9 protein-coding genes and 1 rRNA gene are annotated in these 12,924 nt (G+C 42.3%); 2 read left to right on the top strand and 8 right to left on the bottom strand.

Features of this window, described 5'->3' with window-relative positions; all coding sequences use genetic code 11:
- The first annotated feature begins 6 nt into the window (after nt 1-6).
- Nucleotides 7-122: ribosomal RNA gene (gene rrf, locus EAE92_RS14575) — 5S ribosomal RNA — on the top strand.
- Between the two features lie 1,011 nt (nt 123-1,133).
- Here the strand turns inward: rrf and pssA are convergent.
- Together pssA and EAE92_RS14565 are read right to left on the bottom strand one after the other, a co-directional pair.
- Nucleotides 1,134-2,489 (bottom strand): CDP-diacylglycerol--serine O-phosphatidyltransferase, encoded by a 1,356-nt coding sequence (pssA, locus tag EAE92_RS14570; RefSeq protein WP_036776794.1) that lies wholly within the window; start codon nt 2,487-2,489, stop codon nt 1,134-1,136.
- Nucleotides 2,490-2,652: 163 nt separating this feature from the next.
- Nucleotides 2,653-5,295 carry a bifunctional acetate--CoA ligase family protein/GNAT family N-acetyltransferase gene (locus EAE92_RS14565; protein WP_214068584.1) on the bottom strand — a complete coding sequence of 881 codons (2,643 nt, stop codon included), beginning with the start codon at nt 5,293-5,295 and terminating at the stop codon, nt 2,653-2,655.
- A 321-nt stretch (nt 5,296-5,616) separates the two neighbouring features.
- On the opposite strand from EAE92_RS14565, the gene EAE92_RS14560 reads away from it, so the two are divergent.
- On the top strand, nt 5,617-6,633 hold the full coding sequence (locus tag EAE92_RS14560; protein WP_214068583.1) for a tRNA/rRNA methyltransferase: 1,017 nt from the start codon (nt 5,617-5,619) through the stop codon (nt 6,631-6,633).
- 45 nt (nt 6,634-6,678) lie between these two features.
- Here the strand turns inward: EAE92_RS14560 and emrB are convergent, their stop codons facing one another.
- From emrB to EAE92_RS14530, 6 genes are all read right to left on the bottom strand, one after another.
- Nucleotides 6,679-8,220: a multidrug efflux MFS transporter permease subunit EmrB gene (gene emrB, locus EAE92_RS14555; RefSeq protein WP_214068582.1), complete on the bottom strand. Its 1,542-nt coding sequence runs from the start codon at nt 8,218-8,220 to the stop codon at nt 6,679-6,681.
- Nucleotides 8,221-8,234: 14 nt separating this feature from the next.
- Complete coding sequence (gene emrA / locus EAE92_RS14550) at nt 8,235-9,419, bottom strand: multidrug efflux MFS transporter periplasmic adaptor subunit EmrA (RefSeq protein WP_214068581.1); 1,185 nt, start codon at nt 9,417-9,419, stop codon at nt 8,235-8,237.
- Between the two features lie 234 nt (nt 9,420-9,653).
- Complete coding sequence (mprA, locus tag EAE92_RS14545) at nt 9,654-10,181, bottom strand: transcriptional repressor MprA (RefSeq protein ID WP_036776777.1); 528 nt, start codon at nt 10,179-10,181, stop codon at nt 9,654-9,656.
- Between the two features lie 129 nt (nt 10,182-10,310).
- Nucleotides 10,311-10,649, bottom strand: a complete 339-nt coding sequence (ygaH, locus tag EAE92_RS14540; protein WP_246545221.1) for an L-valine transporter subunit YgaH — start codon at nt 10,647-10,649, stop codon at nt 10,311-10,313.
- The gene (locus EAE92_RS14535) at nt 10,646-11,404 is read right to left on the bottom strand and encodes an AzlC family ABC transporter permease (protein WP_214068580.1); all 759 of its coding nucleotides are present in this window, start codon (nt 11,402-11,404) and stop codon (nt 10,646-10,648) included. Before EAE92_RS14535 ends, ygaH begins: the two co-directional genes overlap by 4 nt.
- Nucleotides 11,405-11,530: 126 nt before the next feature.
- Nucleotides 11,531-12,721 carry an MFS transporter gene (locus EAE92_RS14530; RefSeq protein WP_036813304.1) on the bottom strand — a complete coding sequence of 397 codons (1,191 nt, stop codon included), beginning with the start codon at nt 12,719-12,721 and terminating at the stop codon, nt 11,531-11,533.
- Between the last annotated feature and the right edge of the window lie 203 nt (nt 12,722-12,924).

Raw genomic sequence — 12,924 nt, 5'->3', positions numbered from 1 at the left:
AATATGCCTGGCGGCGATAGCGCGGCGGTCCCACCTGACCCCATGCCGAACTCAGCAGTGAAACGCCGTAGCGCCGATGGTAGTGTGGGGTCTCCCCATGTGAGAGTAGGACACTGCCAGGCTTTAAATACAGTGGAAACCCTCAGCGTAAGCTGGGGGTTTTTGCGTATTGAGGTATATCTCACTTTGTTTGCTTATATTACCTGGTTACTGTGTCTCTCTGCATTATGTAGGACAAACTCTGTCGGGAACGGATTTGAACGTCGCGAGTCGAGACGGCCCGCAAAGCGAACGGTTAAAGAGTTGTTTATAAGCCGATGAGATTTGTAAAGTTGTCATACTGCCAGCTTAATAGTGGGCAGTTTTGTATTTAGCGGTATATCGTTGTTTCCCCCTGACCGGAATTTGCCTTGAGACAAAGTTTTTTTCATGCTTCTTAGATGATATAAGTTGTTGTTCTTCCCATAATCGTTGAGATTTTTTTGGGATTTTGTCTCATATGCCGTAAAAACTCTGCTTAAATAACCTGTAGTGAGTTAATGAGATTTTCCATGTTTCTGGTTAATGTCTTCAACATTCTGACGATGAGTATCCATAAGATCAAAGTCGAAGCATATAAGCAAGTAAAATAATATTTCAAAATGGGATTACATCGATGGTTTTTTTAAATATATCTGTTCCTATGAATTTCTTGCCCGAAAAGGCTATATTCTTTGGAGTATAATATTTAATTGAAATTAAAACATCATTATGAAAAGATATTTTTTGAAGTCTTGCTGGGTATTTAAGTATCGAAAGTAAATTTCATTATTTGAATCTAAGAGTTTTATTTTTATCAGCTATTGGGAATAAAGCTGAAAAGAGGGAGTGCTATGTTTTATTAATTTTATAATAACCACTATCCTTATCGTATAATATATGAAACTTTAAAGTAGCATATTATTAATAAGGCATATGACCCACGATAATAATATTTTATAAAGAGAATATTAGAGAATTATGATTCGATAAAATTTTGTTATAAATGAGAGTTGAAATTTATCAAATTAAAAATCGATGATAAAAAATCTCCCGAAATATATTCAATATCAGGAGATTTAATTTAGAAAAGATAATTCGCTTTATCGATTCAATTACAGAATACGACTAATCAGTCTGTCTACCCGGATACGGCGTAAACGGCGGATAAGTTTACGTACTTTGACTGGGTACAGCTGGATGCTGTCCAATTCCTGATAATTACTGACAACCGTAGTATAAGTACGGATACAGTGCAGTTCTTCTGTACGTTGCTCCTGCATTTCTTTATGAGGATCGTGGATAAGAATAGCATTTTCTAAATCTAGTCCCCAGGCACGAGGATTGAGATTATTTCCTGTAATCAATTGCCATTGATTGTCCACCCACACACCTTTTAGGTGGTAACTATTATCACCATCTTTCCATAACCTGATCGTCAGTTGATTGTTGTCAACATAACGCTGTAGTCTGCTGATGAAACGGCGCAGATTGATTTCATATAAATAGGGTAATGCGCCGATAATTTTAAATGGCTCTTCCGGTGGAATATAAAAATCGTTAGCAGTTTTATCGCCAACAATAATTTCCACGTGTTTACCTTTACGGAGTAGATTAACAATCCGCCGAACAATGATAGCTGGAAGATTAAAATACGGAGTACAAATAATCAGTTTTTGTTCTGTGCTGGCGATCAGATGGCTAATGGTTTTATTTAGTAGATTTTTCTTTCCCAGACCGGCAAGTGGAGTGACAGATAGTTCATCATTCGTTGCCTGGTTATTTATTTTATAGGTAGTGTGCCTCAAAGAAAAACGTAATTGACGGATCAGGTTTTTAATTTCAGGAATACGAGGACGATCCTTACAATCCAGTTTCTGTACCGCTCCTGTAGCGATAATGTAATTATCAACAAAGTGTTTCATTGCTTCTGCAAGTTCTGCATTGTGAAGCAAATGGTAGCGATCATAACGATATTTATCATGTTGGTGGAGATAAACGTCATTAATGCTTGCTCCGCTATAAATCACAGTATCGTCAAAGATAAAACCTTTTAAATGTAAAACACCCAGTGCTTCGCGGGTATTTACAGGCACACCTAGTACTGGAATTTTCACATCGGGATAAGCTTCTGCCATAGAACAATACCAATCGGCATTCGTTACCATTGCAGCGGCGCCAATTCGTCCACGTTGTGCCCGATGCCAGTCAACGAGCACTTTAATGTCCAAGTCCGGACGTTGTTGTTTAGCTGTATAAAGTGCATTCAGGATATCTCTCCCTGCATCATCATTTTCCAGATAGAGGGAGATGATATAAATATGTTTTTCAGCGTTAGCAATTTTTTCCAGCAGGGTGCTGCGGAACACTTCAGGTTGATAAAGTGTTTTAACATCAGCAACTGACTGAGGTAGCTTAGGCAGTTGTGCAAGGTGTTGTTGATGTTTAGCTTGTTTGAATTTAGACAACATCACAGTGCGTTTTTTCTCTTATGTTGGATGGCTAAAAGACTACTATGTAAAGCAATGAATCAAATGATCTGGCGATAATACCATTAGTCTGGCTAATTGTGAGCATGATTTAACGCTCTAATGCCTAATGATTCAAGTCTGTGCGATTCATCACGAAGTTGGTTTAAAGTTCGAGGGATAAGTTTACAATGCTATCCTCAAATTGAACATCTATGGTAAATCCCAGTTTTTTAGCTAGTTTTATCATAGTACGGTTTTCTGGCATGGTGATAGCATTTAGGCGGTTTATGCCATGTTCTCGCGTATAGTTAATCAGTTTTATCATAAGCTGATATCCAAGGGTAATCCCTTTTAAGTCAGAACGCACTAGCACAGCGAATTCTGCTTCGACATTATCAGGATCAGCTATGGCACGAGTAACCCCGATAATTTCCGGAGTCGTTTTAGGATGTCGTACGGCAACAAATGCCATTTCGCGGTCGTAATCAATCTGAGTCATATTTGCCAGATCATCATGTGTGAATTCACTGATTTCACTAAAGTAACGGTAATAGAGATCTTCTTTAGTAACCTGGCCGATAAAATCTTTCAGCAACGGTTCATCTTCTGGCAGAATCGGTCGTAGTAGGCATTCTGCATCCCCTCTGAGTTTTATCGTTTCTTCTAGTTCGCCTGGATATGGACGGATAGCTAATCTGGTTCGTGGATCACCTTCTATCGAAGACAATTCCATTGAAACATCTAATAATGTGAATTCGTCTCCGGAAGCCAGTAACGGATGAATATCTAGTCGTACAATTTGCGGACAATCAAGTAACAGATTAGATACCTGAACTAACAGTCGGCTGAGTGCTAGTATGTCTAATGATTGGGGAGAGCCCTTGAGCTTAATTTTTCTACTTTTAATCGCCTGAATAACCAGATATCGCGCTAATGCCATATTGAGTGGCGGCAACGCGACGGCTACTTGTGTTTCCTGTGACCATTCAATACCTCCTTCACCTAACATAATCAGTGGGCCAAATACTTCATCTTGTTCTACTGCAATACGTAGCTCTTGTGCGCCGGCACGGTTTGCCATGCTTTGAACTAACAGCCCTTGAATTCTTGCGTGTGGGAAATTCTGGTTGACACGTTCGATAATCGCTTGAGCAGAAGCCTTGACCTCATTTGCATTTCGCAAATAGAGCATAACCCCCTGAACTTCTGATTTATGCGGGATATCTGGCGAGCGTAATTTCAGAGCGACAGGATAACCGATCTGTTGGGCAATATTGACTGCTTCATCACTGTTATAAGCAATCCATGTTGGCAATGTATTGAGGCCATAGGCTGCCAGAATAGGTTGAACTTCATGGGTATCTAGACGAGAGTTTCCTTGTTCCAGCGCTTGTTGTATGCATTGATGGGCATGTGCAGTATTCGCGGTGATGTTTGCTGGGAGGGCGGGCGTTTCTGTTAATTGTTTTTGATTGCGGCGATATTCCACCATGTGCATGAAAGCAGTAATTGCCCCTTCAGGGGTGCGATAAGTTGGAATACCTGCTTCACTGAATAGGCGGCGGGCTTCTTGAGAAGAGTATTCACCGCACCAATTGGTAAAAATAGTTAGCCATTTTCCCCTTGGGTGTTTACGGATTGTTTCAATGACTTTGGTGGCGGTTTGAATACCGGGGGCAATTGCGCTAGGAGAATGGATGAGCAACAGGGCATCATGGTCGTGGCTGTCTAGTAACGGTTTTAACGCAGCAATATAACGGTCCACCGTGGAGTCATCTCTTAAATCCAGCGGATTATGTAGGGAGATAGTTTCTGGTAATTGTGTTTTTAATGCCTTCGTTGTCTCTTCACCTAATATTGCGAGCTTACCGTTACGGCGGAATAACTCATCCAGCGCCATTGCGGTTGGAGCAGCTCCATTGCTGACGATAAATAGTCGTTCCCCCCGTAAAGGCGACATATGGCTTAGGGTTTCTACAGCAGAAAACATTTCATGCGTATCTTGCACGCGTAATAATCCGGCTCGCTGAATTGCTGCATCATAAGCTGCATCCAGATTTTGCTGTTCACCAAGCAATTTCTGTGCTCGCTTGGTACGGCCGCTTTTGACCACCAAGATAGGTTTATTGCGGGAAGCGCTTCTGGATGCTGAAAGAAAGCGACGAGCGTCATGGATATGCTCTACATAGAGCAAGATAGCACTGGTTTTACTATCACGAGCTAGAAAATCGAGCAGATGATCAATATCGATATCTACACTGTCGCCTAACGCGATAAAGTAGGAAAATCCGACGCCCCGATGTTGCGCCCAGTCAAGAATCGTATTTGAGACTGCCGCAGATTGAGAAATAAAGGCTAATTTCCCTTTGAGAATTGGAATCGGAGAAAAGCTGGCATTCAGCCCTTGCCAGGGGGCTAATAGTCCCAAACTGTTTGGCCCTAGTAATCGGATGCTATAGCGCTGGCAACACTGTTTTAGTTCAGGAAATTGAGGCTTTGGTGAAGAAAGAATAATCACTGTTTTACAACCCAATTGCCCCAGTTGTTCCAGACATGGCAAATTGCGATGGTGATGAGTACAGACAATGGCTAAATCTGGTGTGATTGGTAATTTATCTATTGAAGGGTAAGCTAAAACCCCTTGGACAGAACGGCTATTGGGAGTTACCGGTAGTATTGGCCCGGCAAAGCCTCCCGCGAGCAGGTTGCGCATCATAACTGAACCCGCTCGTTCTGGTTTTTCTGAGGCACCAATTACAGCAATGGATTTAGGGCGTAATAAAGCTTCAAGTCCGCGCTGGCTCATCAGGAGGCTCCTTATTTGTGGTTAATTGATAACTGTAGCTGATTTCGCAAATCATTGCTGTGACTTACGTTATCGGATGCGGTTGCTGGGAAGCAATTAAATTGCCAGCTTGTTCCAAAATGGTCCCAGGCTGTAGCTTGAATATCTTCGGTGGGTGTCTGTTTCAACAGGTGGCCTGACTGTGCTCTCCGTAGCAAGTACGGCATGCCTCGCCGAAGGCAGGAAAATTAAGGACGCATTTTATTGGATTATGGTTGTCAGAGGTAGCTTAAGATGCGCACATCAGGTAATCTTCGCGCCATAAAGCAGTTGGAGAAACGAATGAACGATTCATACAGTGGTAAAAATGGCAAAGTCAAAGTGATGTATGTCCGCAGTGAGGGCGATCATGACAGCCGCAGCAGCAACAAACGTCCGTCTGGCAAAGGGCGCGATCAAGGTCAGCGTCGTCGGGACGGTGAGCGCACATCCCGTTCTCCGCGTGTCAATGAGCGTGAAAGATCGCCTTGGAAAACAGTGTCACGCCCTGAGAGTGATTCTTTACCATCAGAGCATGGTGGTATCAGTGGGAAAAGCCAGATTGATCCTGAACAGCTCCGTCGTCAGCGCATGGAAGAAACCCGGATTTATGGTGAAAATGCTTGTCAGGCGATGTTTAAAAACCGTTCTGAAGCGATAGTGCGTGCCTGGTTTGTTGAGTCAGTGACACCGCGTTTCCGCAATGCGCTGAAATGGATGGCTGCTAACCGTAAAGCCTATCATGTTGTGGATGAAGCTGAACTGACAAAAGTGTCAGGTACTGAACATCATGGTGGTGTTTGTTTTCTGATTAAGAAACGTAACGGCTTGGATGCAGAGACTTATCTGAAAGATGCTCCAGTAAAAGATTGTGTTTTGGCTCTTGAAGATGTGGGTAATCCTCACAACCTTGGCGCTATTATGCGAAGCTGTGCGCATTTCGGTGTGCAAGGGGTGATTTTGCACGATGTGGCCTTGCTGGAGTCGGGGGCGGCTATCCGTACAGCAGAAGGTGGCGCTGAGCATATTAAAGGTATTGATGCTGATAGCTTGCTCGCCACATTGAATAAATTTCGTCAAGCGGGTTACACCATTGTGACGACATCCAGCCATAAAGGTAGTACCGATTTAGCTAAAGCTGAATTACCGGAAAAAATGGTTCTGGTTCTTGGTCAGGAACGTGATGGTTTGAGTGACAGTGCTTGGAAACATGGTGATATGAGTTTGTTTGTTGGCGGCACGGGTTTAGTCGAAAGTCTGAACGTTTCTGTTGCAACTGGCATTATGCTGGCTGAATGGTGGCGACAGAATAAAGTTTGATAGGAAAAGCGGGGAATGTAATGTTCCCCGCTTTGCTATTAAGATTTAGTGCGCTCCGCCAATATTCTCTTTACTTCCTTGTGTGAATGGTGGTTTCGCAAACCAGACGAGTACGATTAATATCAGGAATACGCTGGCGGAGAGCCAGAAAATTTCATTCGCTGAAATTATGAGTCCTTGATGGGTGATCTCTTTTGCCAGATAAGCGGGAATTTGTTGGTTATTCATTCCCGATTCCGATAATTGTTGATAAATCTGTTGAGTGTCGGGGCTATAAGGGTTGATGTGTTCGGTAAAATGGGAATGATGCATTGATTCCCGTTGGGTCCACATGGTTGTTGTTAGTGATGTTCCTACTGAACCTGCCAATGTTCGGATAAAATTCGATAGACTGGATGCAGATGCCACTCGCCCTGCCGGTAAGCCAGAAAGGGTAATGGTTGTGAGTGGCATAAAGAAACAGGCAATAGCAAACCCCTGGATAAACTGAGGCCATGCGACTGCGGCAAAATCCATGCCTGGTTCGAATGTATATGCACGCCAGTAATAGCAGATGGCATAAACAACAAAGCTGAACGTCACTATGTAGCGCATATCTGCTCTATTGCTGAATTTACCAATCAGTGGAGAAATGATGAGTGGCAACAATCCTACCGGTGCTGATGCAAGACCTGACCAGGTTGCTGTATAACCGAACACCTCCTGTAGTAACTGAGGTAATAACACAATTGTGCCGAAATAGAGCATATAAGCTAAGCTCAAACAGAAGCAGCCAATTGTGAAATTACGTTCTTTGAACAGTGATAGGTCGATAATCGGGTTATCGTCGGTCAATTCCCACACCACCAAAAATGCTAATGAGATGATTGCGATAACCGCCAAGATGATAATTTCTGTAGAATTAAACCAGTCTAGCTCTTTACCCTGATCTAGCATGATTTGTAAACAACCAACGCCGACAACCAACAACATCAGTCCTATTGTGTCGATAGGTTTGATCTCTGTTTGAGTTTCACGCCCTTTCAGCGTTTGCATAGCAATCAGAATAATCGCTATACCAACAGGAACGTTGATAAAGAAAATCCATCCCCAATGGTAGTTATCACTGATGTAACCACCCAGAATAGGGCCAAAAATCGGCGCGACAATAATCGTGAGTGACCATAACGCCAATGCCATATTTCCTTTGGCTGGTGGATAATTGTTCAGAAGTAGGCTTTGTGAAAGAGGGATAAGGGGACCTGCAACTAATCCTTGAATAACCCGAAAGAAGATTAGCATGTTAAGACTGTTGGAAATACCGCATAGCCAGGAAGCGATGGAGAATAGTGCGGTTGACCAGATGAATAATTTAACTTCGCCGATGCGTTTTGCCAGCCATCCAGTAATCGGGATGGATATCGCATTGGCAACGCCGAAAGAAGTAATTACCCAGATCCCTTGAGAATTTGATGATCCCAGATTACCTGAAATAGTGGGTATCGCTACGTTAGCAATGGTGGAATCTAACACTTGCATGAACGTTGCCAAGGATAACGCAATGGTCATCCATGCAAGTTTGGCACCTGTAAGCGGCTGTCTTGTCACCTTGGCCTCCGGTATTATTTTCCAGCATTACTATTAATAATGTCATTAACTATCTTATTGGCAGGAGACATATCTATTGCCAGAGCCGTGGTGTGATAAGCCGATTTCGTGCGTGTTCTATCAGACAGAACGGGTCCATCAGGATTTGTAGTATCTACTCTGACTTTAGTCGAGAGACCGATACGTAATGGGTATTTTTCTAATTGCCCAGGATCAAATTCAATGCGGATGGGTAAACGTTGTACAACCTTAATCCAATTGCCACTGGCGTTCTGAGCGGGTAATAAAGAGAAGGCGCTGCCGGTACCCATATCAAGGCCAGTAATTTTGCCGCTAAATACTTTGCTCCCACCATAGAAATCGCTGGTGATTTCCACGGGTTGACCAATGCGCATACCAGAAATTTGCGTCTCTTTGAAGTTAGCTTCGATCCACATATCGTTTGCCGAAACTATCGCCATTAGTGGAGTATTTTTATTAATTTGAGCACCAACTTGTACACTACGGCGTGAGACATAGCCATCGATTGGGCTGACTATTTTCGTGCGTTGTAGCGCCAGCCAGGCATTACGAACTTCCGTTGCAGCTTGCTCAACGGTAGGTTGTTTCTCTAGAGGCGTATTCAGAACAATTGCTTGATTAGCGTTATATTGTTCGATAGCCATATCCAGCGCGGCTTGGGCGCTGGCGACGGCTTCCTGTGCATGTTGCAACTCTTCTTTGCCAATGACTTTTTGAACGCTAAGTATTTCACGACGGTTAAGATCATTTCGAACTTTGGTTAATTCGGATCTGCGTAGAACGATGTTAGCCTGATACTGTTTACTGTTAACTATCTGTTGATGTGTTTGGCGAACACTGTTGGCTAATGCTGTTTTTGCTTTTTCTAATGCTAATTCTGCATCACGGGGATCGAGTTGTACCAATACACTACCGCTTTTCACAAAGTCAGTATTATCAAAGTTAACGGTGATTACACTGCCAGCGACTTGCGACATGATTTGAACTTGATTACCTGTAACGTAGGCGTTATCTGTTTCTTGGTGGTGGCGTAAAATGAGAAACCAATAGAAAAAGTAGGCAACACCGAGTAGGGCGAAGACAAGGGTTAGTAACATTAAGGCACGACTGCGTTGCCTTTTTTTGCTACTGTTTGGATCTTGTGCCGCTTGTACTTCTATTTCCTCATTTGCGCTCATAGTAAATCCCCATGCTTGTTATTTATTTTCTAGTAATACTATTTTTTTCAGATCACCTTCCAGTAGCGCTATATCATCGCTACTGGAAAGGTGAATGACACAGGATCCAATGTTATCGAAGAATAATAGTTAGCTTTTTGCAGAAAATATCATCTTAGCTAACAGGAAAATTTTTTCGAACAATCTAACCAAGAAAGTGTTGTTTGGATAAAAATTGATCGATTAAACAACAAGCTATTTTTTGATACAATCGCCCATTGTATCAAGTCTGACCAGTAATTTTCTCATTAACTTTTCTAACTGTTTTTGTTCCTCCTGGTCAAGGCATGACCAAAGTCTTCTCAGGCAATCATGTTGAGGTGGAAGCAAACTATTTAAAAATTTTGTACCTTGTTCTGTCAGATGAAGATGAAGGCAACGGCGGTCATTATGACTTTCCTTTCTTTCAATCCATTCCTGCTTCTCTAATTCATCAGCAATACGAGTGGCGTTAGTACGGGAAGAACCCAATGCGGCACTTAATTCTGATGGCTGAATGCTGTGGCTTTCCTTAGTATCAAGGATCATCAGGGCCATGAACAAAGTTTCATTGATTCCTTGAGCTTTCAGCATATTATTACGGTTTTCAAGCAATTTACTTTGGACGTGCATTGATAACCTAGTCAACAGGATCTCTTGATAAGGGATATCTTTATTTAATTTGGCTTGCTGTGCTGCACGAATATTCAGTAATTCTTCGGTAGGCGTAAACGAACTTTCCATTATTTAGATACCTTATTAGTTTCAACTGGTAAGATAACTTTTGTTATCAAACATCCAAATGGTATATTAAAAGATAAATTTAGCAATTGTAGTTATTTGTTATCATCATATTTCTTTTGATATTGATACCTAATTCATAAATATTTTGAATGTTAGTCCAAAAAGCAGCGCTCCGAATAACGTTGCGAGTATAATTTTCCTTGTTTTGTAAAAGATTAAGCAGATAGTCAGACAGCCTATGAGGGTCGGAAATAGCTTTTGACTCTCTCTCATCACATCAGGTACACCCGATACGATGAGTAAAGAACAAATGGATGCAATGCCAATACTGTCAAGAATAATGCTTGTTTTTCCACCTTTCCTGCCGGCAGATTGACGTGCTTTCCCAAATCGTAGTGGCAGATAGCGAAACGAAAAGTTAGCTACCCCAACAAATAGCCCAATGAGCAGAATCTTGCTGTCAATCATGATGTTTCCTTTTGTGCAGAAGAGTCATTGCAACTATTTTGCGGTTGTAATAGTGCTGCGATACAACCACCGACAATACCCGCCAGAATAGCAACTGGAATTGAGAAAAATGTAATCCCCAATAGTGCTCCGGTTAGCGCGGTTGCAACACAATAACTATTTTGCTTTCTGCAAGAAGCGAGAAGAAAACTGAGAAACAGTGCTGGTAACATGAAAATCATGGCAGCTTCTATGGCAGGGTAGGATTCCAAATAACCGTTACCAAGAAATGCCCCGGCTGCGGTACCTACGACCCAGGCCAGCCAGGAACAGATCGCGATAGCAACCATCCAGTTTTCACTCCAGCTCCGTTGGTTTTTAATGAGTTTTGCAGTAGCGGCGGCAAAAACCTCATCTGTCAGGCCAAAAGCCCAGATAACGGTTTTTTTCTCCGTTAACTTATCTTTGATACGGTGTCTTAAAGATGGGCCATAAAGAATATGGCGAACATCCATTGCCATGATTGTTAGGGCAGAGATCCAGAGTGATGTGCCTGCGCTTAATAAAGCTGTGATGACAAATTGACTCGCGCCGGCGTAGATGATGCATGAAAAGAAGATGGCTTCTATTGGGTTGAAGCCAAGTTTTACAGCATTGAGACCAAAAGCAAAGGCTACGGGAATGTAACCGATGACAATAGGTAAACTGTCTATTATTCCTTCAGTAAAAGAAGATTTTTTACTGGTTAAGGGGGATGATGTATCAGAAACAGGCATAAAATCCATCTGGTTATATAAATGTTATGTAACATTAACAAAAGGAAATCAAATAGAAAATATCATCCTTAATAAATGTTTCATAAATGTTTTTATTTAAGCGTTTTTTATGTCATGGCCTGTTTTTTACGACGTCTTTGGTTCGTACTTTTTGCCGAAAAACCAAACGATTAGGTTGATTGTACTGATAGCCATGCCAGCGGCGGCGACGCCATACCAACCTGAGTGTTTGTAAGCATAGCCTGAAACCAGAGAGCCAAAGGCTCCACCGATAAAATAGATGGTCATGTAAGCGGCAGTGAGTCGGTTTCTGGCTTCCGGCATAATGCGGTATATCGTGCTTTGATTCGTAACGTGAACGCCTTGAATTGCAATATCAAGAAGCAAAATACCTATCATAAAGCCAATTAATGATTCTTTGGCTAAGCCGATCGGTATCCATGAAAGTAGTAATAGCACCAGAGAAATGGTGGTGGTCAGAGAGCCTTTTCCTTTATCAACGAGTTGCCCAGTTTTGGCTGCCATTAGTGCTCCGGCGGCGCCGACTAACCCAAATAAGCCGATTACGCCTTCGGAATAGTTAAAAGGAGGCGCTGAGAGCAAGAATGCCATTGATGTCCATAGCATGCTGAAATTGGCAAATGTCAGTGCTCCCAGTATAGAGCGTACTCTTAGAAGAGGGGTTGTAGTAACGAATTTTGCAATAGAGCGTAGTAATTGGAAATAATTGAGATCAGTTACTTGTTTATAACGGGGCAGGTAGCGCCATAATGTTAAAGAAAGGATCACCAATAAGACGCTGGCAACCCAAAAAACAGTTCGCCAGCCACCAAGAGTCGCCATTGTTCCTGATATGGTTCTTGCCAGTAATATTCCAAGCAGTAAACCGCTCATAATCGTACCGACAGCTTTCCCGCGCTGGTGGGGGAGGGCAAGTGTCGCGGCCAGAGGGACCAGTACTTGGGCGACTACCGAAAATAAGCCCGTCAGTGCCGTTCCTAATAGCATTTGCCAGATGTTTTGCGATGTAGCGGTAATCAATAATCCAACGGCGGCTAATATTGTCATGGAGACAATCAGGCCGCGTCGCTCAAATATATCACCTAGTGGCACAAGGAATATCAAGCCGACGGCATAGCTCAATTGAGCTGTGGTCACAATAAATCCCGCTTCATTGGCGGTCAGATTAAATTGTAGTGCGATAGTATCGAGCAGTGGTTGCGCATAGTAGTTGCTGGCGACAACCAGACCTGTGGCGATCGCCATCAGAGCTACTAAAGCAGGGCTTAATGATGTACGGGAAATATTTTCTTCCATAGATAGGTTTTCTTATATTTAAACAGCAGGTTAAGTGAGGGAGATAGATATTTAATTTATTAAAAACAGTAAGTAGTCACGTGATAAATTTTTCACATTGTAATGATTTTTTATTATCAGATTCAATGTTAAAACAGAGGGAATCGAGGGGTTAAACTTAAAAACACTAATTGAGTCGATAAGTTTGGTATAAAAGAAAATGA

Source organism: Photorhabdus hainanensis (assembly GCF_018448965.1).
In the GTDB taxonomy this organism is placed as follows: Bacteria; Pseudomonadota; Gammaproteobacteria; order Enterobacterales; family Enterobacteriaceae; genus Photorhabdus; species Photorhabdus akhurstii.
Note: the sequence above shows the minus strand (reverse complement) of the source record. Positions and strands in the feature narration are given on the sequence as shown.

Bases quoted from the DNA above. Each gene is read 5' to 3' on its own strand.
- EAE92_RS14535 (WP_214068580.1), bottom strand. From the start codon at position 11,404: ATGCCTGTTTCTGATACATCATCCCCCTTAACCAGTAAAAAATCTTCT.
- EAE92_RS14565 (WP_214068584.1), bottom strand. From the start codon at position 5,295: ATGAGCCAGCGCGGACTTGAAGCTTTATTACGCCCTAAATCCATTGCT.
- EAE92_RS14560 (WP_214068583.1), top strand. From the start codon at position 5,617: ATGAACGATTCATACAGTGGTAAAAATGGCAAAGTCAAAGTGATGTAT.
- ygaH (WP_246545221.1), bottom strand. From the start codon at position 10,649: ATGATTGACAGCAAGATTCTGCTCATTGGGCTATTTGTTGGGGTAGCT.
- pssA (WP_036776794.1), bottom strand. From the start codon at position 2,489: ATGTTGTCTAAATTCAAACAAGCTAAACATCAACAACACCTTGCACAA.
- EAE92_RS14530 (WP_036813304.1), bottom strand. From the start codon at position 12,721: ATGGAAGAAAATATTTCCCGTACATCATTAAGCCCTGCTTTAGTAGCT.
- emrA (WP_214068581.1), bottom strand. From the start codon at position 9,419: ATGAGCGCAAATGAGGAAATAGAAGTACAAGCGGCACAAGATCCAAAC.
- mprA (WP_036776777.1), bottom strand. From the start codon at position 10,181: ATGGAAAGTTCGTTTACGCCTACCGAAGAATTACTGAATATTCGTGCA.